This window comes from Pantoea sp. PGP6, assembly GCF_053474785.1.
The window spans coordinates 94,774-115,759 of the sequence record NZ_JBQBMA010000003.1; the positions used below are offsets into that span (position 1 = coordinate 94,774).

The 20,986-nt window shown below is 56.1% G+C and carries 18 protein-coding genes and 1 pseudogene; 5 read left to right on the forward strand and 14 right to left on the reverse strand.

The features are described from left to right. Positions 1-26: 26 nt before the first annotated feature. From ACLIBF_RS22870 to arnB, 8 genes are all read right to left on the reverse strand, one after another. Positions 27-1,556 carry a Fic family protein gene (locus ACLIBF_RS22870; protein ID WP_448310754.1) on the reverse strand — a complete coding sequence of 510 codons (1,530 nt, stop codon included), beginning with the start codon at positions 1,554-1,556 and terminating at the stop codon, positions 27-29. Positions 1,557-1,911: 355 nt separating this feature from the next. Continuing rightward, positions 1,912-2,280, reverse strand: a complete 369-nt coding sequence (gene arnF / locus ACLIBF_RS22875; protein WP_046289404.1) for a 4-amino-4-deoxy-L-arabinose-phosphoundecaprenol flippase subunit ArnF — start codon at positions 2,278-2,280, stop codon at positions 1,912-1,914. After that, a complete protein-coding gene (gene arnE, locus ACLIBF_RS22880) occupies positions 2,277-2,600 on the reverse strand; it encodes a 4-amino-4-deoxy-L-arabinose-phosphoundecaprenol flippase subunit ArnE (RefSeq protein WP_159224015.1) in 324 nt (107 codons plus the stop codon). The genes arnF and arnE overlap by 4 nt, the downstream gene beginning before the upstream one ends. Next, complete coding sequence (gene arnT / locus ACLIBF_RS22885) at positions 2,600-4,261, reverse strand: lipid IV(A) 4-amino-4-deoxy-L-arabinosyltransferase (RefSeq protein WP_448310756.1); 1,662 nt, start codon at positions 4,259-4,261, stop codon at positions 2,600-2,602. The genes arnE and arnT overlap by 1 nt, the downstream gene beginning before the upstream one ends. Further along, positions 4,252-5,169, reverse strand: coding sequence for a 4-deoxy-4-formamido-L-arabinose-phosphoundecaprenol deformylase (gene arnD, locus ACLIBF_RS22890; protein WP_448310757.1), 918 nt, complete (start codon positions 5,167-5,169; stop codon positions 4,252-4,254). The genes arnT and arnD overlap by 10 nt, the downstream gene beginning before the upstream one ends. Continuing rightward, positions 5,166-7,148 carry a bifunctional UDP-4-amino-4-deoxy-L-arabinose formyltransferase/UDP-glucuronic acid oxidase ArnA gene (gene arnA, locus ACLIBF_RS22895; RefSeq protein WP_089562415.1) on the reverse strand — a complete coding sequence of 661 codons (1,983 nt, stop codon included), beginning with the start codon at positions 7,146-7,148 and terminating at the stop codon, positions 5,166-5,168. The genes arnD and arnA overlap by 4 nt, the downstream gene beginning before the upstream one ends. After that, positions 7,145-8,140 carry an undecaprenyl-phosphate 4-deoxy-4-formamido-L-arabinose transferase gene (gene arnC, locus ACLIBF_RS22900; protein ID WP_031377949.1) on the reverse strand — a complete coding sequence of 332 codons (996 nt, stop codon included), beginning with the start codon at positions 8,138-8,140 and terminating at the stop codon, positions 7,145-7,147. Before arnC ends, arnA begins: the two co-directional genes overlap by 4 nt. Beyond that, positions 8,133-9,278, reverse strand: a complete 1,146-nt coding sequence (gene arnB / locus ACLIBF_RS22905) for a UDP-4-amino-4-deoxy-L-arabinose aminotransferase (RefSeq protein WP_448310758.1) — start codon at positions 9,276-9,278, stop codon at positions 8,133-8,135. Before arnB ends, arnC begins: the two co-directional genes overlap by 8 nt. Before the next feature lie 777 nt (positions 9,279-10,055). On the opposite strand from arnB, the gene ACLIBF_RS22910 reads away from it, so the two are divergent. Next, the gene (locus ACLIBF_RS22910) at positions 10,056-10,634 is read left to right on the forward strand and encodes a YceI family protein (protein WP_089562416.1); all 579 of its coding nucleotides are present in this window, start codon (positions 10,056-10,058) and stop codon (positions 10,632-10,634) included. Positions 10,635-10,651: 17 nt separating this feature from the next. On the opposite strand, the gene ACLIBF_RS22915 is transcribed toward ACLIBF_RS22910, so the two are convergent. The 5 genes and pseudogenes from ACLIBF_RS22915 to ACLIBF_RS22935 all read right to left on the reverse strand — a co-directional run bounded on the left by ACLIBF_RS22915 (position 10,652) and on the right by ACLIBF_RS22935 (position 13,966). Further along, positions 10,652-11,431, reverse strand: a complete 780-nt coding sequence (locus ACLIBF_RS22915; protein WP_448310760.1) for an anti-sigma factor family protein — start codon at positions 11,429-11,431, stop codon at positions 10,652-10,654. Beyond that, positions 11,428-11,904 (reverse strand): sigma-70 family RNA polymerase sigma factor, encoded by a 477-nt coding sequence (locus ACLIBF_RS22920; protein ID WP_181956060.1) that lies wholly within the window; start codon positions 11,902-11,904, stop codon positions 11,428-11,430. Before ACLIBF_RS22920 ends, ACLIBF_RS22915 begins: the two co-directional genes overlap by 4 nt. Before the next feature lie 57 nt (positions 11,905-11,961). After that, positions 11,962-12,497: pseudogene (locus tag ACLIBF_RS22925) on the reverse strand (tetratricopeptide repeat protein). Continuing rightward, positions 12,494-12,721, reverse strand: a complete 228-nt coding sequence (locus ACLIBF_RS22930) for a hypothetical protein (RefSeq protein WP_046289398.1) — start codon at positions 12,719-12,721, stop codon at positions 12,494-12,496. The pseudogene ACLIBF_RS22925 and the gene ACLIBF_RS22930 overlap by 4 nt, the downstream one beginning before the upstream one ends. A 231-nt stretch (positions 12,722-12,952) precedes the next feature. Next, positions 12,953-13,966 carry a Gfo/Idh/MocA family oxidoreductase gene (locus tag ACLIBF_RS22935; protein ID WP_089562418.1) on the reverse strand — a complete coding sequence of 338 codons (1,014 nt, stop codon included), beginning with the start codon at positions 13,964-13,966 and terminating at the stop codon, positions 12,953-12,955. 109 nt (positions 13,967-14,075) lie between these two features. Between ACLIBF_RS22935 and ACLIBF_RS22940 the strand changes: the two genes are divergently transcribed. The 4 genes from ACLIBF_RS22940 to ACLIBF_RS22955 all read left to right on the forward strand — a co-directional run bounded on the left by ACLIBF_RS22940 (position 14,076) and on the right by ACLIBF_RS22955 (position 20,092). After that, entirely contained in the window at positions 14,076-15,086 is a 1,011-nt protein-coding gene (locus tag ACLIBF_RS22940; protein ID WP_089562419.1) for a LacI family DNA-binding transcriptional regulator, read from the forward strand. 801 nt (positions 15,087-15,887) lie between these two features. Further along, positions 15,888-16,091 (forward strand): Hha/YmoA family nucleoid-associated regulatory protein, encoded by a 204-nt coding sequence (locus tag ACLIBF_RS22945; RefSeq protein WP_031377956.1) that lies wholly within the window; start codon positions 15,888-15,890, stop codon positions 16,089-16,091. A gap of 270 nt (positions 16,092-16,361) precedes the next feature. Next, positions 16,362-16,679 carry a hypothetical protein gene (locus ACLIBF_RS22950; protein WP_448310762.1) on the forward strand — a complete coding sequence of 106 codons (318 nt, stop codon included), beginning with the start codon at positions 16,362-16,364 and terminating at the stop codon, positions 16,677-16,679. 509 nt (positions 16,680-17,188) lie between these two features. Next, positions 17,189-20,092, forward strand: a complete 2,904-nt coding sequence (locus ACLIBF_RS22955; protein WP_448310763.1) for an autotransporter outer membrane beta-barrel domain-containing protein — start codon at positions 17,189-17,191, stop codon at positions 20,090-20,092. A 269-nt stretch (positions 20,093-20,361) separates the two neighbouring features. On the opposite strand, the gene ACLIBF_RS22960 is transcribed toward ACLIBF_RS22955, so the two are convergent. Beyond that, entirely contained in the window at positions 20,362-20,916 is a 555-nt protein-coding gene (locus ACLIBF_RS22960; RefSeq protein ID WP_448310764.1) for a hypothetical protein, read from the reverse strand. Positions 20,917-20,986 lie beyond the last annotated feature (70 nt).

Consider the following 20,986-nt stretch of genomic DNA (forward strand, 5'->3'; position numbering starts at 1 on the left):
GATAGCCCTGCCACAGACGCTGCTGCCTAGCGCACCGGCTCTTCAAACGCCGATCTGACTGCCGCGATAATCCGCTGGGCTTTTTCGGCATCATCAAGCTGCGGGAAGGCCTTTTTCAGTTTGCCGGAAACCTGCCAGCCATTCTCTTTCAGCGAACGGATGATGCGGCTGGCGTCCTGATCGGGCATCTCAATCACCTCTTTCAACCGCTCCTGCGCCCGCTGAAAAATCACCAGCACTCTGGCCTCATCTGCCATTTCGGTTCGCACCGTATGCTCGACCACCCGGGCGGTATACAGCACCTGTTCGGTCAGGTCGGGATAACGCCAGGCAAAACGCGCATCGTCATAGTCAGTGAAAACAAAGTTACTCAGCGTGCCATCTTCATAGGTGATCAGTTCAGCAAACCGATAGCTGCCGGCGTAGCGCCGCATCAGCCGTTTTGAAAAAACGTCCAGCGTGCGATCGTAGCCAGCGCGGAAATCAAGTGAACTGGTGATGGTAGCCGAGACCGGCAGAATAACGCCCTCCGGCACGGCATGGTCGCGGATCAGCGTATCGTTGATTAAAAAGCGGTGGATGCGGCCGTTACCATCGCGCATCGGATGGATATAGACAAAACCAAAAGCGATCACGCCAGCCCGCGCCAGCGGTTCTGCCCCGCGCGTTGCCTGCTCGAAGGCTTTCAGGCCCTGCATAAAACGTGGAACATCGCTAAACTGCGGCGCAATGTAATGGACGATATCTTCGCGCATTGTCGCCTGGCCGACAAATACCGGCGAGCGGCGCAGCCCCAGTCCGAGCGCATCGTGACCGAGAATGCCCTTCTGCAGGGTGTGCAGACTGGCATCGCTGAGCGGATCGTCAAGCTGGCCGCAGTATTGCGCGATGACGTGCGCAAAACGCTGAATACGATCGGCCTGGCTGGCCTCTTTCTCTATCAGAAAGCTGGCGCGGGATTCCTTAAACGTCAGCCAGCTGGCGGTACGCAGCAGGATATCGGCACCAAACGCATTATCCAGCTCAGCGAGGGCGCTCTGCAGATCAAAAGCCAGCGCCTGTTCGGTGGCGGCCGTCCGACGCACTATCGGGCAGAAATCAACGCTGCCAGGCAGATTGTCATTGATGCGCCAGCGTTTTGACCGCTTCAGGCTGGTGCGGGTCAGGTAGGCCTTGGTTGAAATCGCATCCACATAGCCGCCGTTGGTCACATCCGGCACTGCCAGCGTCTCGCCGGTCAGCCACTCATAGAAAAAACCGGCGCGGCGCGCATATTGCCCGTAAGGCTCACGGCGGCACCAGTTCACCAGCGGTTCGGGGCCGATGGCTGCAAACAGGCGGGCAAAAAACTCCAGATGGATCTCTTCATATTTGAGACCAAAGGCGAAGTGACCAGCAATATCGTCTTCCGGGCGGTAGCTCGGCGGATAGCGGTTCTCTATCTGCCCCTGACTCTCGTGGCGGGATCGTACGGTGCCGATAAAGGACGCCACACGCAGCGGTTGCGCCAGTTCAATAGCATAACGTTCAGACAGCGCTTTAAAACCGACCAGCATGGGTTAAATCCTTTATCAGAAGACGAAAAACGATAATAAAAAGCAGATTTAACACGGAAATGATAATTTCGCCAGCCGCGAAACGCTAATGCGTGCGCGAAAAGGGTAATCAAAACGACATTAGCAGTGAAAATGATAACCGGCAGGCGTGGCGCAATTTCATCACCGCGCCAGTCGGGACAGCAGGGTAACCACCGGGAATGGGGATGGACGTAAGAGTAGAGAGGGAACGGACCGGCAAACCTTTCCCCGCCGATAATCTGCGAAAGGCCAGCATTGCCTGGTCAGACGGCAGATGCGTCCGTTGCCGTTTGACCACAGTAAGGTGACGCGAGTGGCCGGGGTGGTGAAGGTTTTATTCCTCCAGCACCAGACACGTTACCCCGAGAATGATAACGGCGATACCTGCCAGCCCGCGCCAGCTAAAAGGTTCATGGAAAAATGGCAGGCTGACAGCCGCCAGCCACACCAGCACATAGCTCAGGCTCAGCAGGGGATAAATCCGGCTGAGCGGAAAACTGTGCAGCGCCCGTAGCCAGCACAACATCGACAATCCGTAGGCCACGAGCCCGACCATCAGCAGCAGAACCGGCAACAGGGCAAACGGATTGCCGGATGAGATCGGTCCATACAAATCGGGCAGTTGCGGCATTGCCCAGCGCATCATCAGTTGGGCCGCTGACACCAGCAGCACGCTGCCCGCTATCCAGCCGTAGCCTTTCATAGCTGGCTGCCCATCAGCGTCACCCCAATTACCACCAGCAGCGTGCCGCCGATCTGGCGCAGCGTCAGGCGCTCACGCCAGATGATGCGCGCCGCCAGCGCAACAAAGATAAAATTGAGGCTCAGCATCGGATATGCCTGGCTGACCGGCACCCGCTGCAACACCGCCAGCCACAGGATCATGGCGATCACCAGCAGCAGTACGCTGCCCGCCAGCCAGCCAGAAACCGCCAGCCGGGAACCGCTGACCCGCGTGGCCTGTTTCTGACACAGTTGCGCGCTGCAGCTGAGCAGGCTCACCAGCACAATCAGCAGCACCATCAGGGAGTCTGACCATAATAGAGGCTGACCAGTCTGCCCTGACGATAAACCGCATCCGGTACCGGGATTGCCGCTCCGATATCGCTGTGCACCGAGTCAACCAGCAACAGCAACGACACGCTACCGGTACGGCGATGCGCCGCGAGCCAGCCGCCCAGAGCGGCCTCGCTGACAAAGCGGGATTGCGCATCCGGATAGCCCAGCCCATATTCCAGTTCGCCTTTCTGGTCATAAAAACCGATATCGCTGCGCCGCAGATGCCAGGCAACCGCCGCGGCGACGCCCGGATTATCCGCCAGAATATAACGGCTGCCAGCCAGCCGATCGCTGATTGCCGCCACAAAATGCTGTGGCTGCTTGGCATCACGTATTTTATCCGGGATCACAGGGCCGATCGTCAGCGCAACGACTAACGGGCAAAGCGCCGCTGCCTGCCAGCGATGGCTGGCGTAACGGGTGCTGTACAGGCCGATCAGCGACCAGCTGAGGAACGCCAGCGCCGCCAGCGCCAGCTTGCTGTTTTCATCCGGCGCAAACAGCGGATGGTGTGTCAGGCTCCACGGTGCCAGCACCAGTAGCAAAGCAGCCAGCATCACCACGCCATACAGGGCATTCAGCCAGCCGTTGATCTTCAGCGCCCGCCCCGCCCGCTGCGCCGTCTGTAGTCCGTAGTGCGCCATCAGCAGCGACAGCGGCACAAAACAGGGCAGAATATAGGTCGGCAGTTTGCCTTTTGCCAGGCTAAAAAACAGCAGCGGCATCACCGTCCAGCTCAGCAGATAACGTGCGGCAGCCTGATACTGACCTTCGCGCCAGCCCGTCATCAGCGCACCGGGCAGCAGTCCCAGCCAGGGTAACGTCCCCAGCAGTAAAACCGGCAGGTAATACCAGAATGGCGCTTTGTGTTGCGCATTCGGTTCGGCAAAACGCTGAATATGCTCAACCCAGAAGAAGTAGTGCCAGAAATCGGGCGCCTGATGCCAGATCGCCAGCGCCCAGGGTGCGCTAATCGCGGCAGCCGCCAGCACCGCCAGCGGACCATAGAACAGCAGTTCAGTGCCCCGCCGACGCCAGACCGCCCACGGCAGAATCGCCAGCACCGGCACCGCCAGCGCCAGAAATCCTTTGGTCATGAATCCCATACCGCAGGCGAGGCCGAGCAGCAGGTAGCCACCGACCCGGGTGGTGCGCGCGTCATATTGGGTTGCCAGCCAGTAGCTGCACATCGCCGCCGCCAGCCACAGCATCAGCATCGGATCGAGCACCGCATAGGTACCGATGCCGTAAACCAGCAGAGAGCTGAGGAAAATCACCGCGCCCACCGCTGCCGTACGCCGTGAATCAAACAGCCGTTTGCCCAGCCAGTAAATAAGCGCGGCGGTCAGCGTGGTAGTGATTATCGATCCGGCCCGCACGCCAAAAAGAGTGTGACCAAACAGCCACTGGCACAGCGTGTTGACCCAATAGCCCGCCACCGGCTTTTCAAAATAGCGCAGGCCGAAAAAATGCGGTACCACCCAGTCACCGGTCGCCAGCATCTCGCGGCTGATCTCAGCATAGCGGGTTTCATCCGGCTGCCAGAGATCGCGAAACATCGGCGGGATCAGGTAATACAGGGCAAAAAAACCCAAAAAAAGCAGCCATTTGCTGGTTATCCGCATCGGGGCTCTTTCACCTCATCAATCAGTTTCTGACAGCCCAGCCACCCTTCCCGCCCGGCAATTTCGCCTCTCACCACTTTGCCGCGCGGCAGGGTTGAGAGATCGGCAGGCAACAGCGCGCTTAACGGGCAAAACTCAATGCCGTTGCGGCCCGCCCACGTCAGCAGCGTGGCAAAGTCCTGATAGCCGACAATGCCTTCCACCTCGGCATGAATGGTGTAAACCGGCGTTTCCCCGGCGGAGAGCATCTGCTCGAGGATATAGCCATTGAAACCGTTCGCACTGACCTGTCGGCCCACTACTTCATCCCAGGTGGGCAGCGTGACCGGTATCTGTACCGTGCCGGGCTGCCCGTCAGGCAGTATCGGCAGGAACGGGCCGCTGCCACGGCAGTCGCTGTTGTAGTGAAAGCCAAAGTTCTGTTTAGCAGCCATCACCCGCCCATCGGCGCGCCAGCCTGCGGCGGCCGAGCAGCTGATGGGCTGACCCAGGATCTCGCTCAGCGTCTGGTTGCCGCGGGCTATCTGCTCAATCAGTTTCTCTTCCGGCCAGACACCGGCCCAGGTTTGCCAGGCAAAATGATCCCAGGCGTGCAGTCCGACCTCATGCTGCCGGGCCGTCTCCTGCATAATGCGACTCAGGCCGCGCCCAATCGGCTTGCCCGGCCATGCGGTGCCGGCCAGCAGGATGTCCCAGCCGTACAGCGAGGCGGCGCGCGAACGCATCATTTTCCACAGAAAAGCCGGCTTAATCAGACGCCACAGATGGCGTCCCATGTTGTCGGGTCCGACACTGAAGAAAAAACTGGCGCGTATGGCGTGCTGCCTGAACAGCGCCAGCAGCGCCGGTACGCCCTGCTGCGTGCCGCGCCAGGTATCCACGTCAATCCGCAGACCGATCCTTTTCATCGATGATCAGCCTGCTGCTCAAGGGTTCGCAGGAAGAAGTCGAGCGTATTATCGATGGTGGTATCCATCGTCACGGTCGGCGTCCAGCCCAGCAGCCGGCGCGCGTTGCGGATCGCCGGTTTGCGGTGCTCGACATCCTGATAGCCTTTGCCGTAGTAGCTGCTGCTCTCCACCTCACGGAAACCGGCAAACGGCGGGAACTGGTGACGCAATGGATGACGTTCGAAGCTGGCCAGCAGCTGCTCTGCCAGCTCTTTAATGCTGGCTTCGTTATCCGGGTTGCCAATGTTGATGATTTGACCATCACAGTTCTGCTGCTTGTTTTCGATAATCCGGAACAGCGCTTCCACCCCATCCTGAATGTCGGTAAAGCAGCGCTTCTGCCTGCCGCCATCTATCAGCTTGATCGGTGAACCCTCGACCAGGTTGAGGATCAACTGGGTGATGGCGCGTGAACTGCCGATGCGCGCCGCATTGAGGTTATCCAGCCGCGGTCCCATCCAGTTGAACGGACGGAACAGGGTGAAACGCAGCCCTTCTTTCTCGCCGTAGGCCCAGATCACCCGATCCAGCAGCTGTTTTGATACCGAATAGATCCAGCGCTGCTTGTTAATCGGTCCGACCACCAGATTGGAGCAGTCCTCATCAAAGCTGGCGTCGGTACACATGCCGTACACCTCCGAGGTAGAGGGGAAGATGATGCGCTTTTGATACTTCACGCAGTCGCGGATGATTTTGAGGTTCTCCTCGAAATCCAGCTCAAACACCCGCAGCGGATTACGGGTGTATTCGATCGGTGTCGCAATCGCCACCAGCGGCAGAATGACGTCACATTTCTTAATGTGGTACTCAATCCACTCGGAATGGATAGCGATATCCCCCTCGACAAAGTGAAAGTGTGGATGATCGAGAAAACGGCTGATGGCATCGGAACTGATATCCAGTCCATAAACCTCAAAGTGGTCATCCTGTAATAGCCGTTCGGTGAGATGGTTACCGATAAAGCCGTTTACGCCGAGGATCAACACCCGGGTACGGCGCTGCAGTACCGACTGCGGTTGCGAGTAGAGCAGCGCGCCCGGCACCATCCCTAAGCTTTGCGCCAGCTGGCTGCCGTTCATGTAGACGCCATGCTCAGACTGCCCGGTCTGGATCTCCAGCGCGCCGTCACCACAGGCGATCAGAAAAGGGTGTTTCGACAGCACCGTGCCCGGCCTGGCGTGGTGTTGCTGCGGATGAACCCGGCTCTTCCAGACGATAAATTTTACCGAGCCGGCAAAGGCGAAGGCACCCGGCCAGGGATCGGTGACTGCCCTGACCAGATTGTGAATCGCCTGCGCCGGCTGATGCCAGTCGATGCGGCCATCTTCGGCGGTGCGCCGTCCAACCCGGCTAGCCTGGCTCTCCTCCTGCGGCCATTCGCTGATTTGCCCGCGACGCAGATCGGGCAGCAGATCGTTCAGCAGCTGTTCCGCCGCCGCCGACAGTTTGCGGTGCAGGGTCAGCGCCGTGTCCTGATCCTCAATCGCCACCCGCTGCTGCGCCAGGATATTACCGGCATCGGCCCGTTTCACCATCCGGTGCAGGGTGACGCCGGTCTCGCGCTCGCCATTGATCAACGCCCAGTTGAGCGGTGCCCGGCCCCGATATTTTGGCAGCAGCGAACCGTGCAGATTAAACGCGCCATGACGGGCGCACTGCAAAATCTCGTCGCTCAGCAGATGCCGGTAGTAGAACGAAAAAATCATGTCGGGTGCCAGAGTGCGGATGCGGTCAAGCCAGATCGGATGGTTCGCCTCGTCCGGGGCATAGACCGGGATACCATGCTCAGCCGCCAGCCGCGCCACCGATCCGAAAAAGTGATTTTCGGTCGCCTCATCGTTGTGGGTAAAAATGGCGGCGATCTCATAGCCAGCATTCAGCAACGCCGTGATACCAACACAGCCCATGTCGTGGTAAGCGAAAACGAGGGTCTTCATAGTGAACTTTCCTGTACTGATGGCTGTACTGAAGGCGCTTGCGGAGCCTTAACAACCCGTTGAACGAAATAGCGCGGACGCGCCCGAACATCGTTATAAATACGCCCGATATACTCACCGAGCAGGCCCATACCGACGAACTGCGCGCCGATAAACATGAACAGCACGGCAAACAACACGAAAACGCCGTCGCCCGCCCAGGCGGCACCAAAAAACAGCCGCAGCACAATTAACACCAGGGAAAAGGCGAAGCCGGTCAGCGCAATCAGGCTGCCGACCACGCTGAGCAAGCGCAGTGGCGTGGTGGTCAGGCAGGTCACCAGGTCATACATCAGGTTGATCAGCCGCATGAAGCTGTATTTCGAGTCGCCAAACGCCCGTTCGGCGTGGATGACCGGCAGCTCAATGGTGTGGCGGGCAAAGGTATTCGCCAGTATCGGAATAAAGGTGCTGCGTTCGTGGCAGTTGAGCATCGCATCGACAATATGACGACGGTAGGCGCGTAACATGCAGCCGTAATCGCCCATCGCCTGGCCGGTCACCCGCTGGATCAGCCGATTGAGGGTGCGGGAGGCCTGACGACGGAACCAGCTATCCTGCCGCTGTTGCCGCACGGTCCCGACCACGTCATAACCCTGACGGGCGGCGTCAACCAGCCGCGGGATCTCTTCCGGCGGATTTTGCAGATCGGCATCAAGCGTGACAATGACGTCGCCGCGGACGTGGCTGAAGCCCGCCATGATGGCGGAGTGCTGACCATAATTACGGTTGAGCAGCACCCCAATCACCGGGCTATCCGGAAGGGCTGCCGCCTGTTCAATGACCTCTGCTGAGCGATCGCTGCTGCCGTCATCAACCAGCAGGATTTCATACTCCAGTTCCAGCGGATCGCAGGCTGCGCGGGTGCGGCGAATCAGTTCAGGCAGACTCTCCTGCTCGTTGTAGACCGGGATAACCACGGACAGCAGGTTGATGGGTTTTACGTCACGCATTACAGGCTCCCGCAATGTCATGCAACGCCGCGATCACCCGTTCCACATCCTGATCGGTCATGCCGGGGAACAGCGGGATCGAACACATTTGCTGGCTGTTGCGTTCACTGGCAGGCAAACGCAGCTGCGGGTAGTGCTCACGGTAATATTTGTGGGTATGGGCAGCGCGGAAATGCAGTCCCGATCCTATCTCCCGCGCTTTCAGCGCCTGCATAAACGCATCGCGTGACAGTCCGCAGCGCGACTCATCGATGCGCAGAATAAACAGATGCCACGCATGCTGATGCGGCCAGTCGGGCAGCGACAGTGGCGTGAACGGCAGCGTTTGCAGGGCATCCAGATAGCGCCGGGCAATCTCACTGCGGCGCGCGATAAAACCCGGCAGTTTTTTTAACTGCACCAGCGCTATCGCGGCGCTGATGTCAGGCAGGTTGTATTTAAAGCCCGGCATCATCACTTCAGCCTGCGGCTGGCGGCCGTGAGTCTGGCGGTCGAAGGCATCAACCGCCAGACCGTGAAACTTCAGGCTGCGGATCCGATCGGCCAGCGCGGCGTCATCCGTCACCACCAGGCCGCCCTCCGCGCAGGTGATATTTTTAATCGCATGAAAGGAAAAAATCGCGGTGCCCTGATGCCCGACATGCTGGCCATGATAAGTGGTACCGACCGCATGGGCGGCGTCTTCGATCACCGCAATGCCGTGCTGGCGCGCCAGCTGATAAATCGGCTCCAGATCCACCGGCACACCGGCGTAGTGCACCGGTATAATGGCGCGGGTGCGCGGCGTGATGGCGCGGGCAATCTGCCCGGGCATCACCATCAGATGATCCGGGTCCACATCAATCATCACCGACGTTGCCCCAAGCAGGGTGATCAGATTGAGGGTGGAAACCCAGGTCATCGACGGGGTAATCACCTCATCGCCCGGCTGAATGCCGAGGGCCATCAGCGTGACGTGCATCCCCGCCGTCGCCGAACTGACGGCGATTGCATGCTGATTGCCGGTCAGCTGAATAAATGCCTGCTCCAGTTCGGCGCATTTCGCGCCGGTGGTTATCCAGCCGGAGTCAAAAACCGCTTTTACGGCGGCCAGTTCCTCATCGCCAAACGCGGGGCGTGAAAAAGGCAAAAATGCCATGGTGAAGCTCCTGCAGTTCTACACAATAAACAGGCACGCACGGTTAATCATGCGCAACGCCAGTAATAGCGAGGAAATAGCGAATCTCCCGCCGACACCCTTTCAAAACAGAGCACGTTGATCTTCTTAATAAATTAAAAATATCAGACTGGTGATACACGCTAACGCACAAAAGTTAACTAAACATTAAATGAAGTGGGTTAAATCCAATAAAATAAAAACAGTTTCATTTAATGATTTCTGGAAAAGTTCATTTATTTAATATTAATAATCATATCGATTGCCACTCTCTCCATTTTATTGACACTACGTTTATAATCGATGAATATCAGGAGAGTTAATGGCTTTGTCATAAAATTGAATTAATAACCAGAATTCGATTAAAATGCGTTTGTTTTCATAATGATAAAAATAGTCCCGACACGCAAAATGAATTAAAAACCGCTGTGACTCACACGGAAGAATAATTTGAGAAGAAATGTTATCAGCTTAAGATTTTCTTAATATTAGCCATGCCGGTTTACGCACGCACTGTACTCACCTGTTAACCGTGCGTGGAGATCGATGTTGTTAGCACCCGGCTATTCCCCCGCAGGCCAGCGGTTTCAGTTGCGAAAATATGCTGATGGCGGTCAGGCGCGGTGCCGGGCAATAACGCTGTTCGCGCTACTGGCCGGAGTTATTCAGGCGATAGTAAAGCTGGCCGTGCGATAAAATGAATACATACAGCCCGACAGACGTTAACACCTTACCTGCACGTATAAAGAGAGCCATCTGATGATCCGCACCGCCTGTCTGTTAAGCCTGAGCTGTTTCTTAAGCGCGTCGCTTCACGCCGCGCCGATCACCTACGCCATCGCCACCGATAAAACTGCCATCGGGCTGTCGTGGCGTGCCTTTGGCCACAGCTTTTCACAGGCGCATCTTGAAGGCGTGACCGGTACCGTGACGCTGAACCCCGATCAGGACAGGGACGATCGTGTTGAGGTGAATATTCCCGTCGATACGCTGGTCGCCTCAAATACGTTATTAACCTGGCAGCTAAAAAGTGACATGTTCTTTGATGCGCAGCATTACCCGGGGATTCGCTTCGTCAGCAGCCGGGTTGCCGCGCTGGGAGCGGGGGAATACCGAATCTTTGGCGTCCTGACGGTGAAAGATGTCAGCCGTCCGGTGGTGATGCTGGCGACACTGGAAGGTGGCCAGCCGCTCACGTCTTCATCACAGTCGCTGACGCTGCATGCCAGCACCGCGATATCCCGCACCGCCTTCCGGGTTGACCGGCTGGTCGGGATAGTCGATGACCGCGTGGCGATTGCCCTTACCATCACGGCTCAGACGAAGTCCCCGTTATAACCGCTGTGCAATCAGCCTCAGCGCAGCGCTGACCGTAATGCTTCGGCGATTGCGGCCAGTTGCCGCGGTGGATTACGGCCGATCAGTACAAACTGATGTCGCTGATCTGCCCACCAGGCGAGCTGCATACCGTGGCGCTGCTCGCGCTGAACGACATGGCTTGCCTGCGTTTCGGGCGAGATACAGAGCGCCAGCGGGCCGAAATCGGCGTGTAGCCAGGCAATCTGCGCAATTGAGGTGCGCTCATAGCGCAGCATCCGCACCATTTTCAGCTCAGCCTGCGGCAGGTGCAGCTGCTGTTGCGTAATCTGCAGGCCCAAATCGAGCCGGGTGCGATCCAGGCCACGTTGCAACAGATCGGGATCGCCCGGCGTATCCGCCAGGGTTTCCGCACTGTAAAGCGACATGTAGCGCGCCTCAAGATCGCGGACATTCTGGCTTTCGTCGGCGCTTTCCGGTGCCGGGCGGGCCAGTAAACCGAGACCACTTCCCACCAGCAGAAAGCTCACCGAGGCGGCAATCAGCGCACGGCGACTGTAGCCAGCCACGGGTGACACCGGCGACAGCGCCGCCAGCCGCTGCGCCATTATTTGCTGCGGCGCCTGTTCCAGTAACGGTGCAAAAGCCTGCTGAAAATCGATGCTGCCATTACGCAGTTCCTCAACCCGTGCCGCCAGCAGCGGATCACGCACGATATCCTGTTCAAACTGCACCGCATCGTGACGGCTCATCTCACCATCCAGCCAGGCGACAATCGCTTCGTCGCGCCACGGCGGCATAAAATTCCCTGTGGTCATAGCCGTTTCTCCTGCGGGACGGGCGGGGCCGTGGTTGTTTTCGCCAGCGTGGCGCGGGCGGCGGCCAGACGGCTCATAATAGTGCCAATCGGTACCGATACCGTATCGGCCGCTTCCTGATAGGAGAGCCCTTCCACGTAAACCAGGAACAGGGCATTCCGCTGCGCTTCGGGCAGCGCGTTGACCTGCTGCATGATGCGCCGGAAATGGCGGTTATCATCATCTGCGGGGTGCGTATCGGCAGCCAGCAGCAGATCGGGATCGACAAAACCCTGTCCCTGCCGGACTTTACGCGCGCGCAAATCACTGACCCAGATAGAGTGCAGAATAGAGAACAGCCACCTGTCAATGCGGGTGCCCGGCGTATACTGCGCGCTCCGCTCCAGCGCGCGCACGCAGGTCGACTGCACCAGCTCTTCGGCCAGATCGCGGTTGTGCGACAGCACATAGCCATAACGCCAGAGGCGCGTCAGGTGCGCCGCAAGGTGCTGTCGGACGTCGCTATAGGTAATTTTGCTCTCCCCCACCGATCAGGTTTCAGGATGCCCGTTGATGGCTGCCTGCAGATCACGATATTCCTCGCAATCTGTACCGCAAATTCCGGCAATGGTTTTTAACTGCTCGCGCGCCAGATCGGGACGCCCTTTGATCATCCAGGCTTCCCAAGATATTCGCGCACTTTAGCGTAACGCGGATCGATCGCAATGGCGCGCTGGTAATAACCAATCCCTTCATCGGTGCGGCCCAGCTTGCGGGTGGCATAACCGCGATAATTCCACGCCTCGCGCGTATCCGGATTTTTCAGCGTATCCAGCAGGTTCAGTGCCGCCTGATATTCGCCTTTTTTCGCCAGATGGTAGGCGTAGCGCGTTTTATCCTCATCGCTGAGCATGCTGGTCTTTTCCGGCACGCAGGTTTTGGTTTTACCGTTATAAACCTGCCCTTTGGGGCAGTCCGGCACCTTTGTATCACTGTCATTATCGCCCATCGCCATACTCAGCGGCGCGTGCAGGGTGAGCAGCAGTACGGGAACGGCAAACAGGCGGACGCCATAGCACTTTTTCATGATTGATCCTTGAATCGCTGAGTTAGCACGACGAGGCAGTACTCTGTCGCGAGGGTGAAAATATTGACGGTGCGCGGCCAGCGCAGGCGGGCCTTCAGCGTCTGAACGATTTCACGTTGCCGGCTGTCGTGCTCAGGCAGCGCCCGGCGAAGCGCAGTGCCACGCGCGGCCGTCAACATGGAAAAAGAGACCTGTCGGGCCGGGAAGAAACGAACAGAGGGCATCGTCGTTGTCCTGAAAAGGTTCACTGAGCAGTAAACACTTCACCGCCGGTTTCTATTCGATAATTTTTTTGTCACTGCGGTGGAGGGCGGCAGCGAGTCAGGCGCATGCCAGGCACGGGATAATCAGCAGCGCGGGCTGAAGCTGTTACCACACTCAGGGCGCGATGGCGGCAGACGGCAAACTCAACAGCGCATCAGTGACCGGCAGGCAGATCGTCCTGCCGGTCCGGATTACAGCGAGACTTTTTCAACCGGACAGAAGCGATGTTCGGCCAGCGAAATCACCGCCGCCTCAGCAATCGCCTGGGCTTGCAAACCATCTTCCAGCCCAGGCAGATCGGCAACCGTCTCGCCATTCAGCGAACGGACAAACGCATCCAGTTGCGCATACCAGGTCGCCTTTACCCGGCTGAGCCAGTCAGGCAGCAGCCCGGGCTGCTGGATCTGCTCGCGCTGATAGCAGGTCACGCCCTGCTGCTGCTGACTGCGGGACTCCAGCATACCAAGCGGCCCCATCACGCTGATCCGCTCGTCGTAGCCGTAGCCGGTGCGGCGGGCGTTATCCAGTTGCGCCAGCCCGCCACGTTGCAGCCGCAGCAGCAGCGTGCTGGTGTCTACGTCTGCAAAATCGCTGATGGCCGGCAGCGCCAGCGCCGCCCCCATGGCGGCCACTTCCGTCACTTCGTCATCGGTCAGCCAGCGTAGCAGATCAAAAAAATGGATCGCCTGGTCACGCATCTGTCCCCCGGACGCCTGCAGATAGGCCAGCGGCGGCATCTCTGAAGAACGGCAGACCATCTGAATCAACTCAGCTGGCCCGACTCTGCCCTGCCGGAGCTGCTGTTTAAGCTGCTGGTGACTGATGTCGAAACGGCGATTGAATCCGACCGTTACCGGCACATTACAGGGCAACACCTGAGCCACCACCCGGCGCGCGCGCTCCAGAGACAGATCGATAGGTTTCTCACAGTAGATCGCTTTGCCGGCACGCGCCGCCGCCACCAGCAGATCGGCATGGGTCGGTGTCGCACTGGCGATGAGCACCATATCGATACTGTCATCGTTCATTACCTGGCTGACTGGCGCGGCGTGAGCAGCAAAACGCGCAGCAAATGCAGCGGCGCGTGCGCTATCGGTATCGGTTACCGAGACCAGTTCTGTGGCCGGATGCGCCTGCAGATTGACGGCATGTACTTCGCCTATAAATCCACAGCCCAGCAGGGCAACACGTTGCTTTTTATTCATTTATTTGAACTCCATCATAGTCCGGTGGAAAGCGCCGTTTGCAGCTTAGCCTTGCTGGTTACACTGGTGACATCGCGTTGTTGAGGTCTTTACCTCAGGGGAGAAAAGAATGTCGCTGAAAGAGATCGCCCGGCGTGCGGGTGTCGGTCTGGCGACCGTGGATCGGGTGCTCAATGAGCGCGGTGGCGTGTCACCCCAGACGGTGCGTAAAGTCCTGCAGGCCGCGCGTGACAGCGGTCTGAAACGCATTTTGCCGCAAGAGCATCGCCAGCCGTGGCAGATTGAGGTGTTAATCAGCAGCAACGATGCCTTTTTCTTCCGCCAGCTGGCGCAGGATTTGATTGAAGCGGCAATGCATCCGGGCTATCAGCGGCTGACGCTGCACCGTACCTTTGTGCCTGAAGCGCAGCATGAGCGACTGGCACAGCGCATTATGGCTGGCAGTGAAACGCGGGACGGCCTGATGGTGTTTGCGCAGGCACATCCGGCGATTTACGCTGCGCTGGCGCACTGTGAGGCGCGTGGCGTGCCGGTTATCACGCTGGTGACCGATCTGCCTGACGCGGCCCGGCTCTGTCACGTCGGCATAGATCAGCGAAAAGCAGGACGCACCGCCGGTCAACTGATGGGCAAAATGCTGCAACAGCCGGGTGAGGTACTGATGGTCAGTGGACGGATGGATTACACCGCGCACCGGGAGCGGATCGACGGCTTTCGGGATGTGCTGAGCGCGCGTTTTCCGCATCTTCATTTGCGGGAGGAGCTGGCGGCTGAGGAAAATCGCGATGTCATCAGCAAACTGCTGGAAAAACAGCTGATCCGCGGCGGCAATCTGCTGGGTATTTACAATACGGGACTGGGAAATACCGAAATAGGCCAGGCGCTGGCGCGCCATCGCCGCCTGAATCAGTGCGTGTGGATCGCCCATGAGCTCTATTCCACTACCCGCACGCTGCTGGCGCAGCAAAGTCTTGCCCTGACGCTGGACCAGAACACCCGGCAACATGCGCAGCTGGCACTGCAACTGATGCTGAACTATCTGGAACAGGGAGAAAAGCCCGACACCTACGCTGCCGGAAAAGTTGAGTTCGTCATTTACACCTCTGAAAATAGTGTTTAAGCAACAGGCTATCAATGCCTGCCCTCCCACCCTGCACGCCAGCTTCAAACCAGCTGCGGGATTAGCGGATCAGCCATTTATGTCACCACTTTACCCTTTAGGGTTTGCGGCTGCGCCTTCCAGCACGCGCACTGCGGGTCATCATATCCTCCTGGTCAAACTTATTTTATTTTTCCATTTTATTTCTGGACCAGCCGTTGTCTGGTTATTTAGGGTTTGTTGAAATCAGGTTAATAATAAAACCAGGAATATTTATCCGAAAAAGAAAATACCCTTTAATTACAGATAAATAGCATTCAGTAGTAGAACGCACTTAAGTATTAATTTTATTTAACCTAAATAGCACTGATTAATAAACAACCAGACCCGATCACTATGACGATTTATATCAACTTTATCCTGGCTTGAGATGTCTGATAATGACGGCGCTTACAGATACCTCTTACGGTTCTGTTAACACCGGAACGCGTCACTATTGCAGCTGAGCCAGAAGAATCTGCTTAGCCAGTATTCACATCGGGTTTTAGCATCATAAAACGTCCGGTGGGTTGGAAATCAATTACCTTTCTGCCGAACAAGGAGAGAAATAACGAGAAACTGTAACGCGCCCGGAGGGTATCGATGCATCAGCGATGCGGGAGACGACACCGCGACCCGCAGGTTAATGCCCTGATGCACACGATTACTCAGGCCGGACCTAAGCAGTGCGCCTTACATTAAACTTATCAGCCAGATTGCCGAATGATTGGCGTCTCATGTTGAGACGTCGCGAATTTTTACGCATTGATTTTACGAGGATATATGGAAAAGATTGATTATTTAATGCAGCTGCGACATTGTCCCTGCACAGACATTCTTGATATTGTCACCAGTTATATGCGCTATCGTGTTCCGGCAGAGGATCTTTCCTCGTTTGAAGGTGCTTACGATCATCGCAAAGCGGAACTGGTGATGAACGAAATCTATAACCAAGTACCCATTGAAGCCTGGCGGTATGTCAGTTAACCCCGTTCGTTTCTGTATCAAATCAGGTTATGACTATTTCCGGCCGCCATTATTGAATGAATAATCGTCTGGCCGAGAGAAAAACAGAGCAGCACCGCACAGGGTGATGCTCTGTAAAAATGAGCCCCTGGCCGCTAGTCGATATCTAAGTCAGCGGCTCTCTGACTTTGCTTTTACGCAGGCATTAACGCGCATGGTGTCTGCAACCGCCACGGCGAATCAAAAGTGAGCAACAGACACGCTGCCGCTTTTACTAAGGTGCTTAACACTGTGGCACTGCAGCCTTTTCCTGGTTCTGGACACGCCAAAGCAACAGCAAAATGGCGTCACGCTCAATCGCGCTGCATCGGCCCCGGTGCGGTCAAAAGAGATAACCGTCGCGTACCCACGTCAGAAATGACATTAACTGCGTTCCCGGCAACGCCTATTTATTTAATTCAAGTGAGTTTATTTAATTCATCCGATTTGCGCCCGCTGCTTAACCTCAGATGCCTCTGTTTCAATGGTTGCGGAACAAATGGCAATATGTCTGCCACTGCGCGCCATATGTTTCTGCAGTTTAAGCAGAGAAGTAAGTTATTTAATTAACAGATGAACCTTCTGCCAGCCACGCACTTACCAGAAAAAATTTAATTAGCGGCATTACTATTAAAAAGCAATTAATCCGGGAAGCTGAATTTATCTTACCCACCCTGCCTTTAGCTCTCGCCGATTTTAAACATAATCAAAATGCAATGCAGGTGAATTATTTTAACATTTCTAACCTGCGGACTAATGCCGCATCGCCTTAATTTTTAAAGAAGAATGTTTCCGACAGATGTTCTTAACCTGCTGGCGGCCTGAAAATAGCGCATGACCTTATCTTTACATAATTCGGCCCTGCCCGGCATAATCCTGTTACCTGCACTCAGGATGGGAGCGTAAATTAATTCATTTCTTTCAATCTGACCCGTTTTTATTCAGCCGGTTAATTCATCACGCCTAATGACATACTAAAGGTGTTCGGGATTAATTGCGCTGAATTTGGGTCATCAATAAAATCTTAAGGAAGAGTTACGGGCATGAATAATCAATTCAGAATAAGCAGAGTCGCAAAAATGCTAATGCTGGCCAGTGGTGTGAGCGTTATGCCAGGCTTCGGCTATGCAGCAATGTCAGGCAGCCTGACGGGCAGCGAGATTACCCTGCCTGACGCGACCATGCTGATAGCCGACCAGACCCTGAATGGCGGACTGTACGGTATCATGGTGCCCAGCACCGTTCCCGGTAAGGTGGTTATCGGCACTGGCAGTACCGTTCGCGTTACCGATGCCGAACACTATGCCCAGGGCATTTTTATCAAAGGGCCGAACAGCCTTTTTACGGCAGATAAACTGATTGTGAGCGTGTCGGGCATAACAGCCAGCGCCTTTGAGCTTACCGGTAAACAGTCCACGGCTGATTTAGGCACCGGCAGTTCGCTAAACACGGCGGCAACCGGCATTGCCTATGCGGAAGGCCTGACGGTGAGCAATGCTTCCAGCCTCACAGCAGAACAACTACAAATCTCTACCCAGGGCATTAATGGACTTGCCCTGCATATTTCCGGCTACGATACGCAGGTCAGCCTGGGGAATAACAGCGCCATTCAGACCAACGGCAACAACAGCGATGGCGTGCGGATTGATGCCTTTACAGGCAATCCCACCGGCAGCTCGCCGTTACTGACAGCCAATCATCTCACTATCAATACGCTGGGCAACAGTTCGCCCGGCATCAATATTCAGTCAGACAGCGAGGTCAGGCTGGGCAGCAATTCAACCATCATCACCTCAGGCGTTACCTCTGTCGGCATCGTGAACATGGGGACTGTCACGGCAGATCACCTGACCATCAGCACCGCCGGTGATGATTCGGCGGGTCTGTCTGTCAGAGCAAGCGGGCTTGCCAACATTGGCGCAGGTAGCCAGGTTGCGTCAGCGCAAAGCGGTGCCATCGTGGCTATGGATGAGGGTTCCACGTTAAATTTTTTCGGCACTGAGGCAGAACGTAGCACGCTAAAATCCGCCGGATTATATGGTGCGATGGCGCAGCTGGCAGGCGCGACGGTAAATCTGCGTAACACCGATATTGCCATTAATAGTGTCAATATTATTGGGCATGGCTTGCTGGCAATCAGCGGGCAGATCACCGGTCAGAACCTGACTATCAACGGCCTGGCGACAAGTACCTATGGCGTTTACGCCGTGGCCGGCGGTCAGATTCATCTTCAGGGCGACCTGAAGATTGATATGGGTTCGCCAGATGGCGTTGCGATGGCTACCGAGCACTTTGATGGTTTTGCACCCGGCGTGATTGATGCTGACGGCAGGATGAACATCACCGGTAGCGTTGGGTCGCTGGGCGGATTAATCGACCTTAACTTTGCCCCAGGTTCGCTCTGGTCTGGCAGAGCGGTCAGCGATAACGTGAACGGCGGCCATCTCAACGTCCAGCTGACCGATAGCCAATGGCGGGTTGCCGGTGATTCCGTAGTCGATAACCTGCAAATGCAGCATTCTCTGGTCGATCTGACCGCCGCCAGCGACGATAACCGCTACGCCACGCTGAAGGTTGCTAACCTGAGCGGCAGCGGGGATTTTGCGTTGCGCACGGATCTCGCGGGTGACGGCAATGGAGTTAATAACATTGGCGATAAAGTGGTGGTGACCGAAAGCAGTGCCGGTGATTACCGGTTGTTAATTCAGAACCGGGGCAGTGCTGCCACAAACGGTGATGAAGTATTGACGGTGGTCGAAACGCCGGATGGCGTCGCACGCTTCACCGGAGATTCGGCTGTTGAACTGGGCGGTTATGTTTATACCGTCAATCAACAGGGCACTCATTGGGTACTCTCTTCACCAGCGGCTGAAGCCGAAGCGCCGGAAATCATCCCCACCGTACCGGCAGAGAAGCCTGAAACCGTTCCCGTCGCGCCGGCTGAGGATACCGAAGCCGCACCTGCCACTCCGCCAGACAGCGCAGAAGCCGCACCGGTCATCACCGGAGATAACGAAAGTCCCTCACCCGCTGCCCCGGCAGTTATTCCGCCCGACTCCAGCGGCCCATCTGTGATCAGCAGCAGTGCCAATGCTGGCGCGAACTTCCTTAATATTGGCTATCTGATCAACTATGCCGAAACGCAAACGCTGATGCAGCGTATGGGTGATATTCGTCAGGGTAAAACGGATGGCAATGTCTGGCTGCGAGGGATTGATGGCCGTTTCAGCGGTTTTGCGACGGGCAAATTAAGCCACTTCAGCCTGAACTATACCGGCTATCAGTTCGGGGTGGATAAACGCTTATCCGATGAGGTGCCGGTTTATCTCGGTCTGTTTATGGGAGCGACGACAGGCTCGCCCCACTATCAAAACGGCAACGGAACCACCCGCTCCAGCCATTTTGGCCTCTACAGCAACTGGATGAATGAGGAGGGTTTCTACATTGATGGCGTGGTGAAATTCAACCGACTGAAAAATCAGTTTAGCGTCAACGATACGCAGCAGAACCGGGTGGCCGGGAGCGGCGTCTCGTCCGGTTTCAGCCTGTCGCTGGAAGCCGGTAAGAAGTTCAGCCTCTCCGATAATGCCAACGGTTTTTACCTGGAACCTCAGATGCAGATGACAGCGGGTCACCAGAATGGCAGTTCGCTGCGTGCCTCGAATGGTCTGAACATTGATCTGTCGAACTATAAATCCGTTCTCGGCCGGGCAAGCGTGTTGGCGGGTTATGAGATTAATCAACGGGGCTACCAGCTCAACGGCTACCTCAAAACCGGCATGATGCGCGAATTTGCCGGCAACGCAAATTATGCGCTGAATGGATCTCGTGAAACGTTGTCATTCAAAGGGAACAGCTGGAATAATGGCATTGGCGTCAGCGCTAAGCGCAATAATCACACGCTGTTTATCGAAGCCGATAGTGATGATGGAAGCCGTTTCAGGCAGCGCCAAATCAATGCGGGTTATCGTTTTAGTTTTTAACCTGCAGCCCCGTTAGCTTACCTCCCTCACAGCAGCGGGTAGTCAGGAAAACGGGTCATGTGAGGTTCATCCTCCTGTTGGGCAGAACAGGAGGATGACGGAAGCAAAAACAGGGGGACGGTCGGCACGTCACGTTAACGAATATCGTGAGCGGACAGGGTGATTGCAGCTGCCGGACGGAATGCAACGACATAGCCATCAAAGTCCGATGCTGAGTGCGGTATTGCTCAGCATCCGGGTTGCCGGAACGGCTTAACCTATCGCATCACTTATTTCAGGCAGTGTTCATTGCCAACGCGAAACAATCTCAGCAACTGCGGTTTCTGATTAAACAGCGCGTTATCTGCCTCTTTTTCAGACACCCAATGTACCGATATCCTTTCCAGCTTGTTCAACATAATCCGATAGAAATAGCGCTTTCCTGCCTGCAGGGTAGGCGTAATCGCTGGCATATTTTCAGATCGCCCGAAGCGATGTTTATCCAGCTGGCCGATAGCGATATCAAGCGTGCCGATTCTAGGACAGAGGATAAACTCCACCGCGCGATTGTGGGGAAGAATACTGGTATGGTATTGATTATTAATAAAGATACTCACCACTTTATTTGAAACCGGCAAGTTATCTTCATCTACCCGATAGACAATGACATGCGCATAGTTATCCGGTTCGTTTACTGCAGGTTCAGGTTGTACCGGGGGCGCAGCGACGGCATAGTTGCAGTAAAGATAGCTCCCTGAAACGATCAGCATACCGATGATGATAACGGTGACAAACCTGACAGGAACAGCAAGGGGAGTGATGTTTATTTGAGAATGATCTTTCATTACAGGATCTCAAAGAATTCGAAAAGAAACTGATCGGTGCTGCGCCAGAATGACGCCCGGTGGTGAACGC